Consider the following 21,018-nt stretch of genomic DNA (forward strand, 5'->3'; position numbering starts at 1 on the left):
ACGATGCGTTGCCCTCCCCCGAAAAGGAAAAACCTAATGAGCATTCTCAATCGCATGCTGGCGCGGGGCACGGTTGTGCTCGCCAGGGCCACCAGCAAGATGCAGGCGCTGCAAATGCATCTGACCGCAGGTGAAATCAAGGACGATATGGAGCACTTCGAGCCTTATGGTTTCACCAGCAACCCTTTGCCTGGCGCCGAAGGCATTGCAGCGTTTATCGGCGGTGACCGGTCCCACGGGCTGCTGCTGGTTGTCGCGGATCGTCGCTATCGCCTCAAGGCTCTGGAGTCGGGTGAGGTGGCGATCTACACCGACGAGGGGGACAAGATTCACCTCAAGCGCGGCAAGGTCATCGACATCGAAACCAACACGTTGAACGTCAAGGCCACCGTGGCGGTGAACTTTGAAACGCCCCAGATCACCCAGACCGGAAAGATCGTTTCCCAAGGCGATCAGGTCGCGGGTGGCATCAGCCAGATCAGCCATACGCACAGCGGCGTTCAAGGCGGCAACGGCCAGAGCGGGCCACCCGTGGGAGGTGCCTGATGATTATCGCAGGCTCTCTTGAAGCTTCGTTGTTGCGCTCGGTCATCATCAGCCTGTTCACCTGGCGTCGAGCCGGGCCGGATGACCAGATCGGTGATGACGAGCGTTATGGCTGGTGGGGCGATACCTATCCGGCAGTGACGGATGATCGTATCGGCTCGCGCCTGTGGTTGTTGCGGCGAGTGAAACTCACCGCACAGACGCAACGGGATGCCGAGTTCTACGCTCGCGAAGCGCTTCTCTGGCTGATCGAAGACGGCCATGTGCAGGACATCGAAATCCTCACCGAGCGGGTGCAGAACAATCGCTTGAATCTCGGCGTCGTGCTGGTCGTCTCAAACGGCCAGAGCGTGCGCTTCAACCCATCCGAACAGTGGCAGGTGATCTATGCCGTTTGAAACTCCTACATTGCCTGCGCTGATCAGCCGTACACAGGTTGACCTGGCTGATGAAGCGCTCCGGCAATCCGATGCCCGAGTGTTGTCTCGCGCTCACAGCGGTGCTGCCTATGGGCTCTATGGCTATCAGCGCTGGATCGCCGACCAGATCCTGCCTGACACGGCCGATGACGAAACCCTGGAGCGTCAAGCCATCCTCAGGCTCCGACAACCCCGTAATGCTGCGCAACCGGCCAGCGGCTCGGTGCGCTTCATGGCTGCTGCGGGTGCAGTGCTGGATGCCGACACTGTGCTGCAGTTCAGCGATGGTCGAACCTATCGGGTTACCCAAGGTGTAACCACCGTGGCGGGCAATAACGTGACCACGGTCGAAGCCGTGGATGCAGGCATTCTGGGGAACGCCGATGCCGGGCTGGTCATGACCGCCGTGCAGCCCATTGAAGGGATCGACAGTAGCTTCACTGTGCTGGCGGACGGCCTGACCGGCGGTGTTGCCCAGGAAAGTATCGAGTCATTGCGTGCTCGTGTGGTTCGCTCATATCGAGTGATTCCCCACGGAGGCAATCAGGATGACTACGTCACCTGGGCGCTGGAAGTGGCGGGCGTGACCCGTGCCTGGTGTGTGCGCCGTTATATGGGGCCTGGCACTGTGGCGGTTTTCATCATGCGCGACAATGACGCCACCCCGGTTCCCGACGACGAACAGCTTGCGCAGGTAGCGGCTTACATCGAACCGCTACGTCCGGTCACGGCTGAGCTGTATGTGCTGGCACCGGTACAGAAACCGGTCGTCTACACGATCAGGCTCACGCCGGATACTTCTGCCGTACGTGCCGCTGTTCAGGCGCAACTGATGGATCTTCATAACCGTGAGGCCGGGCTTGGCGAGACGCTGCTGTTGACCCATATCGCCGAGTCTATAAGCGGCGCGACGGGGGAAACGGATCATGTATTGACGTCCCCTGTCGCCAATGTGGAAGCCGCTTCCAATGAGCTGCTGACATTCGGGGGGATTCTATGGGCGTCCTGAGAACTGCCAGCCAGTATGCCGAGCAACTTCAGGCTCTGCTGCCATCAGGGCCGGCCTGGGACCCTGAGCGGGTTCCCGAGTTGCAACAGGTGATCACGGGGTTATCCCGGGAGTTTGCCCGTATCGATGGCCGGGCCTTTGATCTGCTCAACGAGATGGACCCCACGGGTATCAGTGAACTGGTTCCAGACTGGGAGCGGGTCATGAACCTGCCCGATCCATGTCTGGGCCTGAGCCCCTTGTTCGAGGACCGGCGCCTGTCGGTGCGACAACGGCTGGTAGCCGTAGGAGGGCAGAACCCCGCGTTCTACGTCGACATTGCCATCAGCCAGGGCTATCCCAACGCCACCGTCACTGAATATCGAGCGCCCCGTATGGGGCGTTCTTGTTTCGGCAAGGCGCATTTCGGGACCTGGAATGCGCAGTTCATGTGGGTGTTGAACACAGGTGGCCGCAAGCGACTGGGTCGCCGCTTTGGTGCGAGCTATTGGGGCGAACGCTTCGGCGTGAATCCGGGGACGGCTATCGAATGTTTGATCCGTCGGGCGGCACCTGCACACACCGCAGTATTCATTAATTTCAACTGAGGAGTAATAACGTGGACTATCCAAAAAGTGTCCCCAGCGTCGGGCTGGTGAATGGAAAGTTTGTTGATGAAAATACTGTTTCCGGCGCGCCGGGATCTCTGATTTCCGCCAGTTGGGGGAACGCAGTAACCGATGAATTGCTAGCTGTTATCCGGGCTGCCCAGATCGATCCGAAAGAGGAGGATGTGGATCAGTTGCTGGAGGCTATTCGTTATATCGTTCAGAACGATGCGTATACCAAGAATCGCGTTTACAGCAAGGAAGAAATGGATGCCTTGTTGAAAAGTAACAACGTGGTTCCTGTCGGAATGATGGTGCCGTTTCCAAAGGCAGCTATTCCGCCTGGGTATCTTGAAGTCGATGGTAGCCTGCAGAGTATTGCTGCTTATCCTGATCTGGCTGCTTATCTGGGCACTAGCTACAACAAGGCAGGTGATCCTGCGGGTTACTTCCGTCTTCCTGAATCGCGTGGTGAGTTTCTGCGAGGGTGGGATCATGGGCGGGGTGTGGATGCAAATCGGGCCTTAGGCAGTTCTCAGCTTGACGCCTTACAGAATATCACTGCCGTTCTTGGTCTTCGTGGCGGTACCTCAGCAGGTACTGGGGCTCTGGGGGGAGCTAGCGGAGCGATGTCTGTCTCATTCGGTTGGGGGGGAGAGGCTAATACGATCACTCGTGATGCTAATACTTCAGCTCGAAGCGACACTATTTTCTTTGACGCTTCAACGGTAGCAAGGACATCTACTGAAACACGTCCACGCAACCTGGCAGTCATGTGGTGCATCAAAGCCTGGAATGCGCCGACCAATCAGGGAAATATCGATATCGCTGCACTAAAGGCGCTTGCGGTACAGGCCACGGAAATCAATTGGGGATTGGGCAGGATCGCGACTCAGGCCGAGGTGAATGCCGGTGTGGATGACGCCCCAGTTGTAACTCCAAAAAAGCTGCGTTTCGGCTTCGCAATGAGCTTCACACCTGCAAGTGGTTATGTCTTGTTTCCGACTTGGCTGGGCGGTTTGCTGATCCAGTATGGCCGGGCGACTTTGGCTCCCGATACCTTTTCTACGCTGACTTGGCCTCTGGCCTGGCCGGATGCATGTTATGGCATTGCCGGTGCTGTGCATTCATCTCTTGAGCGCGTTGATGATGACATTACCCCGCAATATCGGAACCTCACTAAAACCAGCGTTATTCTTGATCGACAAGATAATGGTTTGGTTTTTACAACTCTTCGGGACGTCTTCGTTATAGGTATAGGAAAATAATCATGGCTATTTTTTATTGCGCTGAAACTGGCGGGTTCTATCTGTCAGGCATGCAGCCAGTCGGTAAGGACTGCAAAGAAATTACTGATGCGCAGCATGTTGAGCTCCGGGCAGCGAATGCGGCTGGAAAGATTATTGCTGCTGATGCCGACGGATTTCCTGTGGCAGTTAATCCCCCTGGTTTGACTGCCGAACAACTGGCGAACAAAGAGCGTGCGTGGCGGGATCAGGTGCTTTCGGCTGCATCTGGTGTAAGAGATCGTCACAGGGATCAACTGGAGTTGAATCTGTCGACGACTCTGGAGGCGGAGCAATTCACCGCGCTTCTGGTTTATATCCAGTCCTTGCGCGATTGGCCGCAGACTCAGGAGTTTCCCGATATTCTATTCCGCCCAACCGCCCCGACCTGGCTCGAAACCAACTGAACGCCCCGCACTGACGGGGCGTTTTCTTTAGTGTCTCTGGCATGGCTATCCCTCATGGTCAAACTTCTGCGCAGTTTCCATATGCGCTTGGTTGTGAGGGGCGTCTTGCTATGCCATCAAAGGATGGTTGATGGAGGTTACATGCCCATAACACAACAACAGCTCCTGCAAATCCTCCCCAACGCCGGCTCTAAAGCCGGCGTTTTCATTTCCGCGCTCAATGCCGCAATGACCCGATACAGCATCCTCACCCGGTTGCAGGTATCGGCTTTCATCGCACAGATCGGTCACGAATCCGGCCAGTTGCGGTATGTCCGTGAGCTGGGAAGTGACGATTACCTGAAGCGGTACGACACGGGGCAACTGGCGTTGCGCCTGGGTAATACGCCTGAAGACGATGATGATGGTCAGTTCTATCGTGGACGGGGGCTTATTCAGGTGACGGGCCGGGCGAACTATGTCGCCTGTGGTGAGGCGCTGGGGCTGGATCTGCTCAATCGCCCCGAGTTGCTCGAGCAACCGGAGCATGCCGCCATGTCCGCTGCCTGGTTCTGGGATCGGGCAAGGCTGAATGCTTTGGCTGACAAGGGGGATTTCCTGTTGATCACCAGGCGCATCAATGGCGGCACCCATGGTCTTGCGGATCGCGAAGCCTTGTATCAACGCGCTTTGAAGGTGTTGTCATGACGACTCTGGATCTGCGCTCTGTGGTCCTGGCGATGTTGTGTGGCCTGGGGCTTGGCTTTTGGACTGCGTGGCAATGGCAGGCGCACAGTTATGGTCGGCAATTGGCCGAACAGGCCGGGATTCATCTGCGTGAACGCGAGCTTGCTTCCAGGGCGGTCATCGCCTGGCAGGAAGCTCAGCAGAAACTGCGGCGGGACATGGAGGCCCGCCTGCAAACCAACGATGCAACTCACTACAAGGAATTGAGCGATGCACAGAAACTTCAGGCTCAGTTGCGTAGTCGCCTGGCTACCTCTGATTTGCGGTTGTCAGTCCTCCTCGCCGCTCCAGCCGGTGGCGCTGGAAAGTCAGCCGTTGCCTCCTCCGGCAGCCTGGTTCATGGAGCCACGCGAGCCGAACTTGACCCGACGGCTGCTCAACGAGTTGTCGCCATCACCGATGACGGAGACCAGGGATTGATTGCGCTCAAGGCCTGTCAGGCCTATGTCCGCGAGATAGCCCGTTGATTTTCCTCTCGCCTTCCCAATGTGAGAGTACAGCAGCCGTGGGAGGCGGCTTGCCGGCGACAGAGCCGGTGAAGTCAAAGCATTTTTCTCGACTTCACACAGTTCTCGCCGGCAAGCCACTTCCCGCTTCACACCGTTCCCACCTCCGCGCAAGCGGTACACTCCCTTCCGTACCCGCAGACACTGATCTGCCCCGCTAAAAGTCATCTGATCGGATACATGACCTGCTTTCCCCGGCACAATCATATTGCGCCGTGTGATTCGGTAAGTTAATGTCCCGAAACGTATAGATGAGACTCCTCCCGTGACGATTGTCAGCAAACTCTTGATGCGCGTTATCAAGGCCCACGCCCGTTGGCGTTGGCGCGCCTGACTATTTCTTTTCCGGCCAGCCCGGACCTGTACCTATATGCCTCCAACCCTTTGATGTATGCCGTCAGGTCATGTGTTTCGCTATGACCAGCGGTGGATACGCAAGCGGGTCCGAATTCGGAAGGCGTGAATAAAGTCAGTAAATTCAAAAGGTTGATAGCAACATGCTGCTGATGATCGATAACTACGACTCCTTTACCTATAACGTCGTGCAGTACCTCGGTGAACTGGGTGCCGACGTTAAAGTGATTCGTAACGATGAGCTGACCATTGCTCAGATCGAAGCCTTGAACCCGGAGCGCATTGTCGTCTCGCCAGGCCCTTGTACTCCCAACGAAGCCGGCGTCTCGCTTGAGGTGATTACTCACTTCGCGGGCAAACTGCCGATTCTGGGTGTTTGCCTGGGGCATCAGTCCATTGGTCAGGCGTTTGGTGGTGATGTGGTGCGCGCCCGTCAGGTCATGCACGGCAAGACCAGCCCTGTCGTCCATGAAGACAAGGGCGTGTTCAATGGCCTGAACCACCCTCTGGTCGTGACTCGTTACCATTCACTGGTAGTCAAGCTCGATACATTGCCTGATTGTCTGGAAGTCACCGCCTGGACCGCGCTTGAAGACGGTTCGGTTGACGAGATCATGGGGCTGCGCCACAAGACACTGAATATTGAAGGGGTGCAATTCCACCCCGAGTCGATCCTGACAGAGCAGGGGCATGAGCTGTTCGCCAACTTCCTCAAGCAGACCGGCGGCAGTCGTCAGGAGGACTTTTCATGAGTACGCCAATGAATATCAAGACCGCGCTTAACCGCGTCGTCAATCATCTGGACCTGAACACTGACGAGATGCGCGATGTCATGCGTGAAATCATGACAGGCCAATGCACGGAAGCGCAGATAGGCGCCTTCCTGATGGGCATGCGGATGAAAAGCGAAAGCATCGATGAAATCGTCGGTGCCGTCTCGGTCATGCGCGAGCTGGCAAACAAGGTTGAGCTTCAGTCCCTGGACAAGGTCGTGGATATCGTCGGAACGGGGGGCGATGGTGCAAACATCTTCAACGTCTCCACAGCCTCGGCATTCGTGATTTCGGCTGCGGGCTGTACGGTCGCCAAACACGGTAACCGTGCCGTTTCAGGCAAGAGCGGCAGTGCCGATCTGCTGGAAGCCGCGGGTGTGTATCTGAATCTCGATCCGGTTCAGGTCGCACGTTGCATCGACAGCGTGGGTATCGGCTTCATGTTTGCCCAGTCGCATCACAGCGCCATGAAGTATGCGGCCGGCCCCCGGCGCGATCTTGGGCTGCGCACCCTGTTCAATATGCTCGGCCCGCTTACGAATCCGGCTGGCGTTCGCCATCAGGTGGTGGGTGTGTTCAACCAGGCGTTGTGCCGCCCCTTGGCTGAAGTCCTGTCCCGCCTGGGCAGCAAACATGTGCTGGTGGTGCATTCCCAGGACGGTCTGGACGAGTTCAGTCTCGCGGCACCGACCTTTGTCGCTGAACTGAAGAACGGCGAAATCACCGAGTACTCTGTACAACCCGAAGACCTGGGCATCAAAAGCCAGAGCCTGTATGGCCTGGCTGTCGAAAGTCCGGCAGCCTCGCTTGAGCTGATTCGTGACGCCCTGGGCCGTCGCAAAACCGAAAGTGGGCAGAAGGCCTCGGAAATGATCGTGCTCAATGCCGGTGCGGCGCTCTATGCTGCTGATCATGCCTCCAGCCTTAAAGAAGGCGTAGAACTGGCACACGATTCCCTGCATACCGGCCTTGCCCGGGAAAAGCTGGATGAATTGGGTGCTTTCACGGCGGTATTCAAGCAGGAGAATGAAGGATGAGTGTGCCAACCGTACTGGAAAAAATTCTCGCCCGTAAAGCCGAGGAAGTGGCTGCTCGTCGTGCCATTGTGACTCTGGCAGAGCTGGAGCGGCAGGCGGCGGTGGCCGATGCTCCTCGTGGTTTTGCTACTGCCTTGATCGAACAGGCCAGAAGCAAGCATCCGGCGGTTATCGCCGAGATCAAGAAGGCCTCGCCGAGCAAAGGCGTGATCCGGGAAGACTTCCAGCCTGCCGAAATCGCCAGAAGCTATCAGGCCGGCGGTGCGACCTGCCTGTCGGTTTTGACCGATATCGATTTCTTCCAGGGCGCCGATGCCTATCTGCAGGAAGCCCGTGCAGCCTGCAAGCTGCCGGTGATCCGCAAGGACTTCATGATCGACCCGTATCAGGTGATCGAAGCCCGTGCTCTGGGCGCCGATTGCATCCTGTTGATCGTGGCGGCGCTGGATGACGTGAAAATGGCCGAGCTGGCGGCGGTTGCCAAAGGTGTCGGTCTGGACGTACTGGTTGAAGTTCATGATGGCGATGAGCTGGAGCGAGCGCTCAAGACGCTCGATACGCCGCTGGTCGGCGTGAACAACCGCAACCTGCATACTTTCGAGGTGAGCCTGGAAACCACGCTGGATCTGCTGCCGCGTATTCCTCGTGATCGACTGGTCATTACCGAGAGCGGCATCCTCAACCGGGCTGACGTTGAGCTGATGGAAATCAGCGATGTGTATTCATTCCTGGTGGGTGAGGCCTTCATGCGTGCCGAGCAGCCTGGAGCCGAGTTGCAGCGCTTGTTCTTCCCGGAGCGTGGCGTACCTGTCAGTGGTTCGGCTCTTGATTGAGCCGTAGATCATGTCGGTAGTCGACATCTGCATCGAAAAAGGCCTGCAGGCCGAGCAGGACCTGCTGGCGTCGGTGTGCGCCGGGGACTCGGATCATGGGCTGCTGTTCTGGCGCCCCACTGATCAGGCGCTGGTCATGCCACGCCGGATGAGTCGCCTGCCCGGCTTTACCGAGGCCAGTGAAACCCTTGCAGACAGCGGATGGCCTGTCCTGTTGCGCGAAACAGGCGGTGAGCCGGTGCCGCAATCCGCTGCGACCGTGAACATTGCCCTGGTCTACGCCCAACCGAGCAAGGATGCCGATCGGGACCGAATAGAAATCGCCTACCGGCGTTTGTGTCAGCCGATTCTGGATCTGTTGACTGAGCTGGGAGGTCAGGCCTCGTTGGGTGAGGTGGACGGCGCATTCTGTGACGGGCGCTTCAACGTCAACCTCGATGGACGCAAGATGGTCGGTACAGCCCAGCGCTGGCGTCAAAGCCAGGGTGGAACACGACCTGTGGTGCTGGCCCATGGCGCCTTGCTGTTAAATGACGAACGCCAGCAGATGGTGGCCGCGGTCAACCGTTTCAATGAGCTATGTGAGCTTGAGGCGCGGGTACGTGCCCAAAGTCATATTGCGCTGTATGAGGCCTTTCCCGAGGGCGACTTCAATGTTCTTGAGCGCCTGAGTCAGTCTTACCGGCAACTGCTGGCCGGGCTCTGAGCTGCACTGGGGTCAGCGGGTTCCGAACACCACCATGGTCTTGCCTTTGACGTCGACCAGTTGTTGTTCTTCCAGAGCCTTGAGCACGCGCCCGACCATTTCTCTCGAACAGCCAACGATACGCCCGATTTCCTGGCGGGTGACCTTGATCTGCATGCCATCGGGATGAGTCATGGCATCCGGTTGCCGGCACAGATCCAGCAATGTGCGGGCCACTCGGCCGGTCACGTCGAGGAAAGCCAGGTCGCCTACCTTGCGCGTCGTATTACGCAGACGATCAGCCATCTGGGCGCCAAGGGCATAGAGTATTTCTGGCTCCTGATGCGTGAGTTCGCGGAACTTGCAGTAAGAGATCTCGGCCACTTCACACTCGGTCTTGGCGCGAACCCACGCACTGCGTACGGTTTCATGGCCGGCCTGCTCGAAGAGTCCCAGTTCGCCGAAGAAATCCCCACTGTTGAGGTACGCGACGATCATCTCCCTGCCTTCCTCGTCCTCAATCAGGATCGTCACCGAGCCTTTGAGGATGATGAACAACGACTCGGATTTCTCGCCAGCGCAGATGATATTGCTCTTGGCGGCACAGCGACGACGTTGGGCATAGGGGAGAAGCTTTTCGAGACTCTTTATTTTTGGTGTCAAGGTGATTGCGACCATGCGTGTATTCCGAAAAAAGACTCTTCGCCAAGTGGCACTTTTATAGGTATCGGCTGCACTGGCATTCTCGCCAGCTTTTCGACGAGGGTTTAAGGTCATTTAAGACTTTTCCTACATATTGTCCGTAAAAAGCATTTTTAGAGGCACTTCCAGTGAAATCATGGGCCTGTGCTAAGCTGGCTACCCTTTTTTTAGCAGTGGAGTCTGGCGATGAAGGCACGCATCCAATGGGCTGGCGAAGCCATGTTCCTCGGCGAGTCCGGTAGCGGTCATGTAGTGGTAATGGACGGCCCGCCTGAAAGCGGCGGTCGCAATCTGGGTGTACGCCCGATGGAGATGGTGCTTATCGGTCTGGGCGGTTGCAGCAACTTCGATGTCGTCAGCATTCTCAAGAAGTCCCGTCAGCCTGTCGAAAGCTGTGAAGCCTTCCTTGAGGCCGAGCGTGCAAGCGAGGATCCCAAGGTTTTCACCAAGATCCATCTGCACTTTGTCGTCAAGGGGCGCGGCCTGAAAGAGGCCCAGGTCAAGCGTGCCATCGAGCTGTCGGCCGAGAAGTATTGTTCAGCGTCGATCATGCTGGGCAATGCCGGTGTAGAGATCACCCACGATTATGAAATTGTCGAACTGGGCTGATACAGACATCCAACGATCATAAAAACGGCGCACACTCTGGCAGACGGCTTCCGACGTCTGCATAATGCGCGACTTTTTCAGGCGCGGCATGCATTGGTTTTCTGCTGCTGCGCCAGAACAGACAACCAAAATCGCCAACGCGAAGAGGTGTTAACCGTCCTACGCAGCTGAGTGCGTCTCATCTGACGGGCATGCTTGATCACGCGGCTGGCGCCGCACATATATAGAGAGTTTTTAACGGTGAAAAGCAAACTCAAGCTCCACGGGTTCAATAACCTGACAAAGACCTTGAGCTTCAATATCTATGACATCTGCTATGCGGAAACCCCGCAAGACCAGCAGGCCTACGTCGAGTACATCAACAGTGTGTACGACGCAGAACGCCTGACGCGGATTCTGACGGATGTTGTCGATATCATTGGTGCCAATATCCTGAACATCGCTCGTCAGGATTACGATCCGCAGGGCGCCAGTGTGACCATTCTGATCTCCGAGCAACCGGTAACACCTACCGAAAGCCAGATCGAAGAGTCGCCAGGTCCACTGCCGGAAACCATTCTGGCCCACCTGGACAAGAGCCACATTACGGTTCACACCTATCCGGAAATTCACCCGGTCGATGGGATCGCGACTTTCCGCGTGGACATCGATGTGTCGACCTGTGGCGTGATTTCACCGCTCAAAGCGCTGAACTACCTGATTCACAAGTTCGAGTCCGACATCGTGACGGTCGACTATCGCGTTCGTGGATTCACACGTGATGTCGAAGGCAAGAAGCACTTTATCGATCACGAGATCAACTCGATCCAGAACTACCTCTCCGAAGACACCCGCAACGGTTACCAGATGACTGATGTGAACGTGTATCAGGAGAACCTGTTCCACACCAAAATGCTGCTCAAGGAGTTCGAACTGGATAACTACCTGTTCGGCGACGCGACCAGCAACCTGTCTGCCGAGCAGCGCGAGCAGGTCACCGCCAAGGTGAAGCATGAAATGCTGGAAATCTTCTACGGTCGTAACGTGGCTGTCTGATTTCAGTGCAAACAGGAAAGGCGCCGATCAAGGCGCCTTTTTCATGCGTGGCAGAATGTCAGATCCGATACGTACTCTTGGTCATGACCTTGGCCAGGATGCTCATGCCGAACTTGACCGGGGCAGGGAAGCGAAAGCCGCCAGCGTCCAGCGCGGTTTCGGCGTGCTGTTCTTCGTCTATGCGCATCTGCTCCAGAATCGCCCGGGACTTTCCGTCCTCGGCGGGTATCTGCTCCAGATGTTCGTTCAGATGTTTGCAGACCTGATCTTCAGTCGCTGCCACAAATCCCAGGCTGACTTTATCGCTGATCAAGCCGGCAGCCGCACCGATTCCGAAGGACAAGCCATAGAACAGGGGATTGAGCACGCTGGTGTGGCTACCCAATTGATGAATACGCTGTTCACACCAGACCAGATGATCGATTTCCTCTTCGGCAGCGTGCTCCATGGCTTTGCGCACCTTGGGCAGCCTGGCGGTCAAGGCCTGGCCTTGGTAAAGCGCCTGTGCGCAGACCTCACCGGTATGGTTGATGCGCATCAAGCCGGCTACATGCCGAGTGTCGACATCGTTCATTTTGTGTTCGGGGCGCAGAATGGCAGGTGAAGGCCGATGAGAATGTCCGCTTGAGGGCAGCAATGTGCGCATTGCGCTGTCGGCCTGAAGCAGAAGACGATCAAGGGGGGAGTAGTGACGTTCGGTAGCCATGGGCACCTCCGGATAGGTCCATGCTGGCCAGTTTACCCCAATCAGAGCCTTCAGGCTTGAGCTGGATCATCCTGCCAAGGCCGCTCAAGGGCATCGACAGGATGCAAGTTATTGAAAAACAGGCTCAGCCCGGCGGCCAGTTCATCTGACGCTGACCCAGAACATGCATGTGAATGTGATAAACGGTCTGTCCACCGAGTTCATTGCAGTTCATGACAACGCGAAAACCTTCTTCGCAACCCAGTTCTTTTGCCAGCCGTTGCGCCGTGAAAAGGATATGGCCTGCCAGGCCTTTGTCTTCTTCGGTCAGGTCATTGAGGGTGCGAATGGGTTTTTTCGGGATGACCAGAAAATGCACGGGCGCCTGAGGGGCGATGTCGTGGAAGGCCAGTACCTGATCGTCTTCGTAGATGATCCTGGCCGGTATTTCCCGGTTGATGATCTTGGTAAACAAAGTATCCACAGCCGTTTGCTCCTTTTGGGTGGATGGGGCATGGCCGGTCAAAAGCCCTGCGCCAATGAAGTCGAGTTTACTGGGCGATAACGTTTTGTCACTCAGCGTGGGCAGCAGGCCTTGTTGATCAAGCCGCTGATTTGACGAACCAGCCAGCGCGACCCCAACCGCGGGCTGAATGCCCATAACCTGTTACGCAGCCTGGGGATGATAACAGCCTTGTTTTTTGCCAGCGCGCGTACGGTATACAGTGCCACCTCTTCGGGGGTCATCATCTTCTTGTCGTTCACGTTGATCTGAGCCGTGCGAAAGAAAGGAGTACGAGTCGGGCCAGGGCAAAGCACCGACACTTTTACCCCGTTTTTCTTCACCTCTTCGCGTAATCCTTCGGAAAAGTGCAGCACGTAAGCCTTGCTCGCGTAATAGGTGCTCATCCATGGTCCGGGCTGGAACGCTGCCACCGAGGCCACGTTGAGAATCTGTCCGCCACCCTGCAACGCCATCAAGTTGCCAACGGTATGGCACAGGCGAGTCAGGGCCAGGATATTCAGGTCTATCAGGTCCTGCTCGGCAGCCCACTCCTGGGCCAGAAACGGACCGCAAGTTCCGATGCCCGCACTATTGACCAGTAGATCGATCTGATGGGCGCCATCCTCCAGCTCCAGCAGGAAGCCTGAAAGACGCAGCGGCTCACCCAGATCGCACGCACGAAACAGCACCTCGACGCCAAAGCGCTGGGTCAGTTCGATGGCAATACTTTCCAGGCGATCGCGATGGCGGGCGACCAGCAGCAGATTGTGCCCGCGACGTGCCAGTGCTTCGGCCATGGCCAGGCCTATACCGCTGGAAGCGCCTGTGATCAGGGCGTAACGGGTCATGCATTTCTCCATTGAACGTATTGCAACCGACATTTTTGGTGTCGGCTCATGAGCAACGTATTACGTGGTGTCTGCTTTAAATCAAAGCCTTTGTCCGGGGACTGACGGGGCAGGCAGGGCCTCATCGCTGTCGGAGTCATCATCATAAGGCAGGGATTGTTCATATTCGCTGGCTGTGGTCTCGAGTTCATTCTTCACGGCATCGAGACCATTGTTGAGCATGATTGCGATGAACAGCGCGATAAAGGCAATCCACAGGCAGGCCAGTACTTTTACGGCATTCGAGTTCGGTGGTGGCGCAGGACCATATTTGTTGGGGCCTTTAGTGCCCGGTATGAGCACCATCACGAACGGAAAGATACCGCTTATTACGGGTACGAGGTTTAGCAGCAAGAGCCAGCCCGACCAACCCGCATCGTGCAGACGCTGTACGCCCATCTGCACACTGAGGATGACGAATGCGGCGAAGGCTACAGTGCTCAAGAGCCCGCCGCCAATCAATGAAACGCTCATGAGTGAGATGCAGACACCTATTGTCGCAAGGCCAGCGACTATCAATACCAGGCTCCAGGCCAGATAGCGCAAGCGCCCGATACGGCCTTCGATGCTGAATACCTTGAGCGTCGAGTGCTCGGGCAGCTCAGGAGTGACGGGTGCTTTGGGGGGCGCGTAGGGCGAGGTTGCCGGGGAGGGTTCTACGGGAGCGCGATAGGGTTTTGGCTCATCAACTTCATCCAGGCTCAGGCTGATTGCCGGGTCGGGCTCTATGCGGGCCTCGACGCCTGCGTCGTTGAGCGCCTGGATATACCTCTGGGCATCTGCTTGAGACAGCCCGCGCTTGAGGGATACAGGCGTGCCGTTGAACAGCCTCTCGACGGCCGAGGTTTCACTCTTGAACAATTGGGCCAGGTTGAGTTTTGCAGTTTCCAGCTCAACGCCATTACGCAACTGCCCTTCAAACATGATCTTGAAGTGGGTATCGGCCATCAAGGGCTTCCTTGTCTCGGTATCAGGGTGTAGCGCGGGCAGCCACTACAGGTATGGCCGCCCGGTATTGATCAGAACGGTTTGACGACGACCAGAATGACGACAGCCAGCAGTATCACTACAGGGACTTCATTGAACCAGCGATAAAACACATGGCTGCGGCCATTCTCGCCACGGGCGAAGCGTTTTACCTGTGCGCCGCACATGTGGTGGTAGCCGATGAGCAGGAAAACCAGCGTCAGCTTCGCATGCATCCAGCCCTGGCTGAAATACCCGGACGGACTGAAGCTGATCAGCCAGCCGCCGAAAATCAGCGTGGCGATCATGGCAGGCCCCATGATGCCTCGGTACAGCTTGCGCTCCATCACGCTGAAGCGTTCCTTGCTGACGGTGTCCTCGCTCATTGAGTGGTAGACGAACAGCCTCGGCAGATAGAACAGGCCTGCAAACCAGCAGACCATCGATACGATGTGAAGCGCTTTGATCCATAAGAAGAGCATTTTTTAGTTATCCCCAGGTTCACGGTGGGCAAATAGTAGTGGGTTGCGTGTCCATACGTCACGTTGTCGGTTGTCGCAGAGGCGATAGGCCCATATCATCGACGGCTTTCCAGTTGTTTCGTTGAGGGCAGGTTATGGTCAAGGTCGGTATCGTCGGCGGCACGGGTTACACCGGGGTCGAGCTGCTGCGTCTGTTGGCACAGCATCCGCAAGCAGAAGTGGTCGTTATTACCTCTCGCTCGGAGGCCGGACTTGCCGTAGCCGACATGTACCCGAATCTGCGAGGCCATTACGACGGCCTGGCTTTCAGCGCTCCGGACGTCAAGACTCTTGGCGCATGTGACGTTGTGTTCTTCGCCACGCCTCACGGTGTTGCCCACGCTCTGGCGGGTGAACTGCTGGCAGCCGGCACAAAGGTTATCGACCTCTCGGCAGACTTCCGCCTGCAGGACCCGGTCGAGTGGGCCAAATGGTACGGTCAGCCACATGGCGCGCCTGAACTGCTGAAGGATGCCGTATACGGTCTGCCTGAGGTCAATCGCGAGCAGATCAAGAATGCACGCCTGATTGCTGTGCCGGGCTGCTATCCGACCGCAACTCAGCTGGGTTTCCTGCCTTTGCTGGAAGCGGGCCTTGCGGATAACTCCCGCCTGATTGCCGACTGCAAGTCGGGTGTCAGTGGCGCCGGTCGCGGTCTGAGCCTTGGCTCGCTGTACTCGGAGGCCAACGAAAGCTTCAAGGCTTATGCCGTCAAAGGCCATCGCCATCTGCCGGAAATCAGCCAGGGTCTGCGTCGCGCCGCAGGCGGCGATGTGGGACTGACGTTTGTGCCGCACCTGACGCCGATGATCCGCGGCATTCACTCCACGCTGTATGCAACCGTTGCCGACAAGTCGGTGGACTTGCAGGCGCTGTTCGAGAAGCGTTACGCCGATGAGCCTTTCGTCGATGTCATGCCAGCAGGCAGCCACCCCGAAACGCGCAGTGTGCGTGGTGCAAACGTCTGCCGCATTGCCGTTCACCGTCCACAGGGAGGTGATCTGGTTGTCGTGCTGTCGGTCATCGACAACCTGGTCAAGGGCGCATCGGGCCAGGCGGTACAGAACCTGAACATCCTGTTCGGTCTGGACGAGCGTGAAGGCCTGTCGCACGCAGGCATGATGCCTTGAGCTACAAGCTACAAGCTACAAGCTACAAGCTACAAGCACTTGCGGCTTGTAGCTTGACCGCTTGCTACTGCTCTTCACTTCAATAGTTGACCAGTTTTCTAGGAGAAGCGGATAATGCCCGTCATTACGCATTATGACGGCTTAACGCCGGGAGATATCTGACATGAGCGTCGAATCCTTTACTCCTACAGCTCTGGAGTTCACCCCAGGAGCCGCGCACAAGGTGAAAACCCTGGTCGATGAAGAGGGCAATGATCGCCTGAAGCTGCGCGTTTTCGTGACGGGCGGTGGTTGTTCCGGTTTTCAGTATGGCTTCACCTTCGATGAAGATGTTGCGGATGACGATACCGTCGTCGAGCGTGAAGGCGTTAGCCTGGTTGTCGATCCAATGAGCTTCCAGTATCTGGCTGGTGCTGAAGTGGACTATCAGGAAGGTCTGGAAGGCTCGCGTTTCGTGATCAAGAACCCGAACGCCTCTACCACGTGTGGTTGTGGTTCTTCGTTCTCGATCTGATCCGTGCATCGCTTCATATGAAAACGCCGCGCATATGCGCGGCGTTTTTCATTCTGCCATCCCGTCAGGCGGGATAGATGGCGCCCAGTACCCGCAGCCCTCTGGCTCCGGTTACCGTTGGCCGGTTGGCCGGTACGCTTTCCAGGCAGCAATGCGCCAGCCAGGCAAACGCCATGGCTTCGACCCAGTCAGGATCAACACCGAATTTTGCGGTGCTGCTGACTTTCGTCTCCGGCAACAGCGCTGCCAGTCGGTTCATCAGCGCCACGTTATGGGCACCGCCTCCACACACCAGAAGCTCGCTGGTGCTGGATTGTGCCGATTGCAGCGACTCGGTGATGGTCAGTGCGGTCAGCTCAAGCAGTGTCGCCTGTACGTTTTCCGGCGCAATGCTCGGCAACTGGAACAGGTGATGATGCAGCCAGCCGAGGTTGAAGACTTCACGACCAGTGCTCTTCGGACCTTTGGTCAGGAAGAACTGATCGCTCAGCAGGCCTTTTAGCAGTGCAGGCTCGACCTGACCGCTGGCGGCCCATGCGCCATCTTTATCGAAGCTCTGGTTACGCTGCGACTGTATCCAGGCATCCAGCAACACGTTGCCTGGCCCGCAATCGAAACCAGAAACCGGGCGATCTGACTCAATGATGCTCAGGTTGCTGAAACCGCCGATGTTCAGCACGGCGCGGCGATCTTTATTGTCGTCGAACAATGCTTCATGGAAGGCGGGAACCAATGGCGCGCCCTGACCACCAGCAGCGATATCACGACGGCGGAAGTCACTGACCACGGTAATTTCAGTCAGCTCGGCAAGTAGAGCAGGGTTACCGATCTGAATGCTGAAGCCGCGTCCCGGTTCATGACGGATGGTCTGGCCATGGCTGCCGATAGCGCGTATCTGGCCGGCAACCATGTTCTGCTCTTCCAGCAGGGTCGCGACGCCTTGTGCTACCAGCTTTACCCATTTCTGCTCGGCAATGGCAGCGCGTGCAAGTTCATCCGCGCCGCTTGAGCAAAGGCCGAGCAATTCGGCATACAGATCTTCCGGCATCGGAATGTAATGAGTCGCCAGGAGTCTTGGACGATCATCCTGCTCCAATAGGGCGATATCTATCCCATCGAGGCTGCTGCCGGACATCACACCTATATAGAAGAAGGCCATGGATTACCTTTTATTAGAGGCCAGTGTAGTGGCCTTTTCCTGGTCCATACGCGCCATCAACGGTTGGCTTTGCTGCATGAACCGCTGTTTTTCGGATTTGGCGATCGGGTCCGCCATCGGAAGTTTCTGACCCAGCGGATCGACGTGGACACCATTGACCTGGAACTCATAGTGCAGGTGCGGGCCTGTCGACAAGCCGGTTGTTCCAATATAGCCGATCACCTGACCTTGCTTGACGGTTCCGCCGGTTTGTACGCCTTTGGCGAAGCCTTGCATGTGTCCGTACAGCGTGCGGTAAGTCTCGCCGTGCTGAATGATGACGGTATTGCCGTACCCGCCGCGACGTCCGGCCAGAAGGACCTTGCCATCGCCAGTCGCCTTGATGGGCGTACCGCGTGGCGCGGCATAGTCGACGCCTTTGTGAGCGCGGATCTTGTTCAGGATCGGGTGCTTGCGGCCCATGGAGAACATCGAGCTGATGCGTGCGAAGTCTACCGGTGTGCGGATGAAGGCCTTGCGCATGCTGTTGCCGTCAGCGGTGTAGTAATTGGTATTGCCTTGCTTGTTGGTGTAGCGAATGGCGGTGTAGGTCTTGCCACGATTCGTGAAGCGGGCAGAGAGGATATTGCCGGTGCCGACAGTCTTGCCATTGATTACTTTTTGCTCATAAACCACATCGAATTCGTCGCCCTTGCGAATGTCCTGGGCGAAGTCGATGTCGTAGCCAAAAATATTGGCCATATCCATGGTCATGCTGTGGGACAGGCCGGCGCGCTGGGCCGACAAGGACAGCGAGCTGTTGATGACAGCGTGAGCATAGGTGTCACGGACTGTCGGCTTGCTGACTTCGCGGTTGAACGTGAAGCCTGCATCCGTTCTGGAGAGGCTGATGGTCTCCAGTTCGCTGAGCTTGCTATGCAACTGGTTGAGCTGGCCGTCAGATGAAAGCTCGAACTGGAGAACCTGACCGTTCTGCAATTTGCTGAACTGCTTGGCCTGTTTGTCGCTGGCCATCACTTCATGCACCGTCGTGGCGGGCAGCCCGACCTTTTCAAACAGGGTGGACAAGGTATCGCCCTTGGCGACTACGACTTCCCTGTGGTTGGGGCCTTTTACGTCTGTAGCGGGGGATTGCGGCTGAGCAGAAGCGTTTTCCCGGGACTGATTCTCACCGTTATCGATCTGGGCAAATGGTGAAACAGTGCCTTCAGGTGTGGCTTGGGTGTCTTGCTGAGCGTCTTGGTCTTGTGCGGTTTGATCAGCAGGTGTTTCCAGATCAAGAACCAGATTGGTTCGTTTCGCTTCAACTTCGCTGGAAGGAAATACCAGAAGGGCCAGGCTCAGCAATGCAGCAATGCCGCTTGCAGCGAGCAGGTGGCTCTTCGGATAAAGCGGGGGCGCTTTAGGCGGTGGCGTGTCGATCATAAGTAATTTGACTTTGAAAAAGGTGAAATGGAAAAGATGAATGACATGATGAAGATGAAATAACTGTATAAAATATAACCAAATCCAGCCCGAAGCAACCCTGCTTACGTATCGGTCTCCGATTCGTGGCCGTATGCCGGGCAAAAACTTGTAATTGGGCTCTGATCTTGTATGGTTGGTTCCCTTTAAATTGGGGGCTGATATGAAGTCGGTTGAAGAGCAGCTTGCGCTTATAAAGCGTGGCGCGGATGAACTCCTGGTCGAGGCCGAACTGGTCGCCAAACTCAAGCGCGGTCAGCCGCTGCGAATCAAGGCGGGCTTCGATCCTACGGCGCCCGACCTGCACCTGGGTCATACCGTCCTTATTAACAAGCTTCGCCAGTTCCAGGATCTGGGGCATCAGGTCATTTTTCTGATCGGCGACTTCACCGGGATGATTGGCGACCCGAGCGGCAAAAGTGCGACTCGTCCTCCGCTGACGCGCGAGCAGGTTCTGGATTACGCCGAGACCTACAAGGCCCAGGTCTTCAAGATCCTCGATCCGGCCAAGACCGAAGTCGCGTTCAACTCCACATGGATGGACAAGCTCAGCCCGGCTGACTTCATTCGTCTGTCTTCGCAGTACACCGTGGCGCGGATGCTGGAGCGTGACGACTTCGACAAGCGTTACAAGAGCAATCAGCCGATCGCCATTCATGAGTTCCTGTATCCGTTGGTGCAAGGCTACGACTCTGTCGCGTTGCGTGCGGATGTCGAGCTTGGTGGTACCGACCAGAAATTCAACCTGTTGATGGGGCGCGAGCTTCAACGTGCCTATGGCCAGGAAACGCAGTGCATTCTGACCATGCCTTTGCTGGAAGGGCTGGACGGCGTCAAGAAGATGTCCAAGTCGCTGGGTAACTATGTGGGGATCCAGGAAGCGCCGGGTGTCATCTATAGCAAGCTGGTTTCCATTCCTGATGCCTTGATGTGGCGCTACTTCGAATTGCTGAGCTTCCGCTCCATGGAAGAGATCAATGAGTTCAAGGCGGCGTGCGAGGCGGGGGCAAACCCTCGTGACATCAAGATCAAGCTCGCCGAAGAGATTGTGGCTCGCTTCCATGGTGAAGAAGCTGCGGCGACTGCTCATCGCTCTGCGGGTAACCGTATGAAAGACGGTGAGCTGCCAGACGACTTGCCGGAAATTTCTGTCGGCGCGACTGAAGATATGCCTGTGGCAGCCGTCCTTAATAAGGCAGGCCTCGTGAAGAACTCAGCAGTCGCTCGCGATTTGCTGGCTTCCGGTGGTGTGCGTATAGATGGTGAGGTTGTTGATCGCAGCTTTATCTTCAAGGTAGGCGCTACTCATGTTTGCCAGGCCGGGAAGAAGGCTTTCGGGCGTATTACCCTCAATTTGGAATAAAACTTAAATTAACGGTTGACGGGCGATTTAATGTCTCTATAATTCGCCCCACTTCCGGCGCAGAAGGAACTGAAAAAGCCTTGTAGATCAATAGTTTACAAGTGTTTATCAGGTTCTGGAGTGGCTTCGGAAGTGCTTCGGTCGCAGCCTGATCGATAGCGGTTCGAGAAAGAGTTTGACACTGCCTTCGGGTGCTGTAGAATTCGCCTCCCGCTAACGAGCAACGCGAAGTTGATCGAAGCGCAAGTGGTTGAAGTTGCAAAGGAAACTTTGAAACTTGTTGAAATAACCGCTTGACAGATACAGAGGG

Annotated in this window: 25 protein-coding genes; 17 read left to right on the forward strand and 8 right to left on the reverse strand. The window is 56.5% G+C overall.

Annotated elements, in window-relative coordinates:
• Positions 1-36 precede the first annotated feature (36 nt).
• From JL015_RS25030 to JL015_RS25085, 12 genes are all read left to right on the forward strand, one after another.
• On the forward strand, positions 37-546 hold the full coding sequence (locus JL015_RS25030; protein WP_201020386.1) for a phage baseplate assembly protein V: 510 nt from the start codon (positions 37-39) through the stop codon (positions 544-546).
• Positions 546-944, forward strand: a complete 399-nt coding sequence (locus JL015_RS25035; protein WP_095068309.1) for a phage GP46 family protein — start codon at positions 546-548, stop codon at positions 942-944. The genes JL015_RS25030 and JL015_RS25035 overlap by 1 nt, the downstream gene beginning before the upstream one ends.
• On the forward strand, positions 934-1,974 hold the full coding sequence (locus JL015_RS25040) for a baseplate J/gp47 family protein (RefSeq protein ID WP_095068310.1): 1,041 nt from the start codon (positions 934-936) through the stop codon (positions 1,972-1,974). Before JL015_RS25035 ends, JL015_RS25040 begins: the two co-directional genes overlap by 11 nt.
• Complete coding sequence (locus JL015_RS25045) at positions 1,962-2,561, forward strand: YmfQ family protein (RefSeq protein ID WP_095068311.1); 600 nt, start codon at positions 1,962-1,964, stop codon at positions 2,559-2,561. The genes JL015_RS25040 and JL015_RS25045 overlap by 13 nt, the downstream gene beginning before the upstream one ends.
• A gap of 11 nt (positions 2,562-2,572) precedes the next feature.
• Positions 2,573-3,829, forward strand: a complete 1,257-nt coding sequence (locus JL015_RS25050; protein WP_095068312.1) for a phage tail protein — start codon at positions 2,573-2,575, stop codon at positions 3,827-3,829.
• Between the two features lie 2 nt (positions 3,830-3,831).
• Entirely contained in the window at positions 3,832-4,254 is a 423-nt protein-coding gene (locus tag JL015_RS25055; protein ID WP_095068313.1) for a tail fiber assembly protein, read from the forward strand.
• Positions 4,255-4,395: 141 nt separating this feature from the next.
• Complete coding sequence (locus tag JL015_RS25060; RefSeq protein WP_095068314.1) at positions 4,396-4,941, forward strand: glycoside hydrolase family 19 protein; 546 nt, start codon at positions 4,396-4,398, stop codon at positions 4,939-4,941.
• Positions 4,938-5,447, forward strand: coding sequence for a lysis system i-spanin subunit Rz (locus tag JL015_RS25065; RefSeq protein WP_095068315.1), 510 nt, complete (start codon positions 4,938-4,940; stop codon positions 5,445-5,447). Before JL015_RS25060 ends, JL015_RS25065 begins: the two co-directional genes overlap by 4 nt.
• Positions 5,448-5,983: 536 nt before the next feature.
• On the forward strand, positions 5,984-6,592 hold the full coding sequence (locus tag JL015_RS25070; RefSeq protein ID WP_201004865.1) for an aminodeoxychorismate/anthranilate synthase component II: 609 nt from the start codon (positions 5,984-5,986) through the stop codon (positions 6,590-6,592).
• 8 nt (positions 6,593-6,600) lie between these two features.
• A complete protein-coding gene (gene trpD, locus JL015_RS25075) occupies positions 6,601-7,650 on the forward strand; it encodes an anthranilate phosphoribosyltransferase (RefSeq protein ID WP_201005188.1) in 1,050 nt (349 codons plus the stop codon).
• Positions 7,647-8,483, forward strand: coding sequence for an indole-3-glycerol phosphate synthase TrpC (trpC, locus tag JL015_RS25080; protein WP_201004863.1), 837 nt, complete (start codon positions 7,647-7,649; stop codon positions 8,481-8,483). The genes trpD and trpC overlap by 4 nt, the downstream gene beginning before the upstream one ends.
• 10 nt (positions 8,484-8,493) lie before the next feature.
• A complete protein-coding gene (locus JL015_RS25085) occupies positions 8,494-9,189 on the forward strand; it encodes a lipoate--protein ligase family protein (protein WP_201020387.1) in 696 nt (231 codons plus the stop codon).
• 12 nt (positions 9,190-9,201) lie between these two features.
• On the opposite strand, the gene crp is transcribed toward JL015_RS25085, so the two are convergent.
• The gene (gene crp, locus JL015_RS25090; protein WP_201004860.1) at positions 9,202-9,846 is read right to left on the reverse strand and encodes a cAMP-activated global transcriptional regulator CRP; all 645 of its coding nucleotides are present in this window, start codon (positions 9,844-9,846) and stop codon (positions 9,202-9,204) included.
• Between the two features lie 210 nt (positions 9,847-10,056).
• Between crp and JL015_RS25095 the strand changes: the two genes are divergently transcribed.
• Together JL015_RS25095 and speD are read left to right on the forward strand one after the other, a co-directional pair.
• On the forward strand, positions 10,057-10,479 hold the full coding sequence (locus tag JL015_RS25095; RefSeq protein ID WP_025262078.1) for an OsmC family protein: 423 nt from the start codon (positions 10,057-10,059) through the stop codon (positions 10,477-10,479).
• Positions 10,480-10,719: 240 nt separating this feature from the next.
• Complete coding sequence (gene speD, locus JL015_RS25100; protein WP_201004852.1) at positions 10,720-11,514, forward strand: adenosylmethionine decarboxylase; 795 nt, start codon at positions 10,720-10,722, stop codon at positions 11,512-11,514.
• A 58-nt stretch (positions 11,515-11,572) separates the two neighbouring features.
• On the opposite strand, the gene coq7 is transcribed toward speD, so the two are convergent.
• The 5 genes from coq7 to hemJ all read right to left on the reverse strand — a co-directional run bounded on the left by coq7 (position 11,573) and on the right by hemJ (position 15,039).
• On the reverse strand, positions 11,573-12,220 hold the full coding sequence (gene coq7, locus JL015_RS25105; protein ID WP_201004850.1) for a 2-polyprenyl-3-methyl-6-methoxy-1,4-benzoquinone monooxygenase: 648 nt from the start codon (positions 12,218-12,220) through the stop codon (positions 11,573-11,575).
• A gap of 124 nt (positions 12,221-12,344) precedes the next feature.
• Entirely contained in the window at positions 12,345-12,683 is a 339-nt protein-coding gene (locus tag JL015_RS25110) for a histidine triad nucleotide-binding protein (RefSeq protein ID WP_201004848.1), read from the reverse strand.
• Positions 12,684-12,775: 92 nt separating this feature from the next.
• The gene (locus tag JL015_RS25115; RefSeq protein ID WP_201020388.1) at positions 12,776-13,552 is read right to left on the reverse strand and encodes an SDR family NAD(P)-dependent oxidoreductase; all 777 of its coding nucleotides are present in this window, start codon (positions 13,550-13,552) and stop codon (positions 12,776-12,778) included.
• Positions 13,553-13,633: 81 nt separating this feature from the next.
• Positions 13,634-14,539, reverse strand: a complete 906-nt coding sequence (locus tag JL015_RS25120) for a DUF805 domain-containing protein (RefSeq protein ID WP_201020389.1) — start codon at positions 14,537-14,539, stop codon at positions 13,634-13,636.
• Between the two features lie 71 nt (positions 14,540-14,610).
• Positions 14,611-15,039, reverse strand: coding sequence for a protoporphyrinogen oxidase HemJ (gene hemJ, locus JL015_RS25125; RefSeq protein WP_201004842.1), 429 nt, complete (start codon positions 15,037-15,039; stop codon positions 14,611-14,613).
• A gap of 134 nt (positions 15,040-15,173) precedes the next feature.
• On the opposite strand from hemJ, the gene argC reads away from it, so the two are divergent.
• Both argC and erpA read left to right on the forward strand, forming a co-directional pair.
• A complete protein-coding gene (gene argC, locus JL015_RS25130) occupies positions 15,174-16,208 on the forward strand; it encodes an N-acetyl-gamma-glutamyl-phosphate reductase (RefSeq protein ID WP_201020390.1) in 1,035 nt (344 codons plus the stop codon).
• Between the two features lie 163 nt (positions 16,209-16,371).
• On the forward strand, positions 16,372-16,722 hold the full coding sequence (gene erpA, locus JL015_RS25135; RefSeq protein WP_025262070.1) for an iron-sulfur cluster insertion protein ErpA: 351 nt from the start codon (positions 16,372-16,374) through the stop codon (positions 16,720-16,722).
• A gap of 64 nt (positions 16,723-16,786) precedes the next feature.
• On the opposite strand, the gene JL015_RS25140 is transcribed toward erpA, so the two are convergent.
• Entirely contained in the window at positions 16,787-17,881 is a 1,095-nt protein-coding gene (locus tag JL015_RS25140; protein ID WP_201020391.1) for an anhydro-N-acetylmuramic acid kinase, read from the reverse strand.
• A 3-nt stretch (positions 17,882-17,884) separates the two neighbouring features.
• Positions 17,885-19,306 (reverse strand): peptidoglycan DD-metalloendopeptidase family protein, encoded by a 1,422-nt coding sequence (locus JL015_RS25145; protein ID WP_201020392.1) that lies wholly within the window; start codon positions 19,304-19,306, stop codon positions 17,885-17,887.
• A 202-nt stretch (positions 19,307-19,508) separates the two neighbouring features.
• Here JL015_RS25145 and tyrS point away from each other — a divergent pair, with 202 nt between their 5' ends.
• Entirely contained in the window at positions 19,509-20,708 is a 1,200-nt protein-coding gene (gene tyrS / locus JL015_RS25150) for a tyrosine--tRNA ligase (protein WP_201020393.1), read from the forward strand.
• The last annotated feature ends 310 nt before the right edge of the window (positions 20,709-21,018 follow it).

Source organism: Pseudomonas cichorii (assembly GCF_015471405.1).
GTDB classification, from domain to species: domain Bacteria; phylum Pseudomonadota; class Gammaproteobacteria; order Pseudomonadales; family Pseudomonadaceae; genus Aquipseudomonas; species Aquipseudomonas serbiensis.

Coding starts and splice junctions, on each gene's coding strand:
- JL015_RS25065 (WP_095068315.1), top strand. CDS start 4,938: ATGACGACTCTGGATCTGCGCTCTGTGGTCCTGGCGATGTTGTGTGGC.
- crp (WP_201004860.1), bottom strand. CDS start 9,846: ATGGTCGCAATCACCTTGACACCAAAAATAAAGAGTCTCGAAAAGCTT.
- JL015_RS25040 (WP_095068310.1), top strand. CDS start 934: ATGCCGTTTGAAACTCCTACATTGCCTGCGCTGATCAGCCGTACACAG.
- JL015_RS25060 (WP_095068314.1), top strand. CDS start 4,396: ATGCCCATAACACAACAACAGCTCCTGCAAATCCTCCCCAACGCCGGC.
- tyrS (WP_201020393.1), top strand. CDS start 19,509: ATGAAGTCGGTTGAAGAGCAGCTTGCGCTTATAAAGCGTGGCGCGGAT.
- JL015_RS25055 (WP_095068313.1), top strand. CDS start 3,832: ATGGCTATTTTTTATTGCGCTGAAACTGGCGGGTTCTATCTGTCAGGC.
- JL015_RS25070 (WP_201004865.1), top strand. CDS start 5,984: ATGCTGCTGATGATCGATAACTACGACTCCTTTACCTATAACGTCGTG.
- JL015_RS25030 (WP_201020386.1), top strand. CDS start 37: ATGAGCATTCTCAATCGCATGCTGGCGCGGGGCACGGTTGTGCTCGCC.
- JL015_RS25095 (WP_025262078.1), top strand. CDS start 10,057: ATGAAGGCACGCATCCAATGGGCTGGCGAAGCCATGTTCCTCGGCGAG.
- hemJ (WP_201004842.1), bottom strand. CDS start 15,039: ATGCTCTTCTTATGGATCAAAGCGCTTCACATCGTATCGATGGTCTGC.
- trpD (WP_201005188.1), top strand. CDS start 6,601: ATGAATATCAAGACCGCGCTTAACCGCGTCGTCAATCATCTGGACCTG.
- JL015_RS25145 (WP_201020392.1), bottom strand. CDS start 19,306: ATGATCGACACGCCACCGCCTAAAGCGCCCCCGCTTTATCCGAAGAGC.
- trpC (WP_201004863.1), top strand. CDS start 7,647: ATGAGTGTGCCAACCGTACTGGAAAAAATTCTCGCCCGTAAAGCCGAG.
- JL015_RS25045 (WP_095068311.1), top strand. CDS start 1,962: ATGGGCGTCCTGAGAACTGCCAGCCAGTATGCCGAGCAACTTCAGGCT.
- JL015_RS25035 (WP_095068309.1), top strand. CDS start 546: ATGATTATCGCAGGCTCTCTTGAAGCTTCGTTGTTGCGCTCGGTCATC.
- argC (WP_201020390.1), top strand. CDS start 15,174: ATGGTCAAGGTCGGTATCGTCGGCGGCACGGGTTACACCGGGGTCGAG.
- JL015_RS25115 (WP_201020388.1), bottom strand. CDS start 13,552: ATGACCCGTTACGCCCTGATCACAGGCGCTTCCAGCGGTATAGGCCTG.
- JL015_RS25120 (WP_201020389.1), bottom strand. CDS start 14,539: ATGGCCGATACCCACTTCAAGATCATGTTTGAAGGGCAGTTGCGTAAT.
- erpA (WP_025262070.1), top strand. CDS start 16,372: ATGAGCGTCGAATCCTTTACTCCTACAGCTCTGGAGTTCACCCCAGGA.
- JL015_RS25140 (WP_201020391.1), bottom strand. CDS start 17,881: ATGGCCTTCTTCTATATAGGTGTGATGTCCGGCAGCAGCCTCGATGGG.
- coq7 (WP_201004850.1), bottom strand. CDS start 12,220: ATGGCTACCGAACGTCACTACTCCCCCCTTGATCGTCTTCTGCTTCAG.
- JL015_RS25085 (WP_201020387.1), top strand. CDS start 8,494: ATGTCGGTAGTCGACATCTGCATCGAAAAAGGCCTGCAGGCCGAGCAG.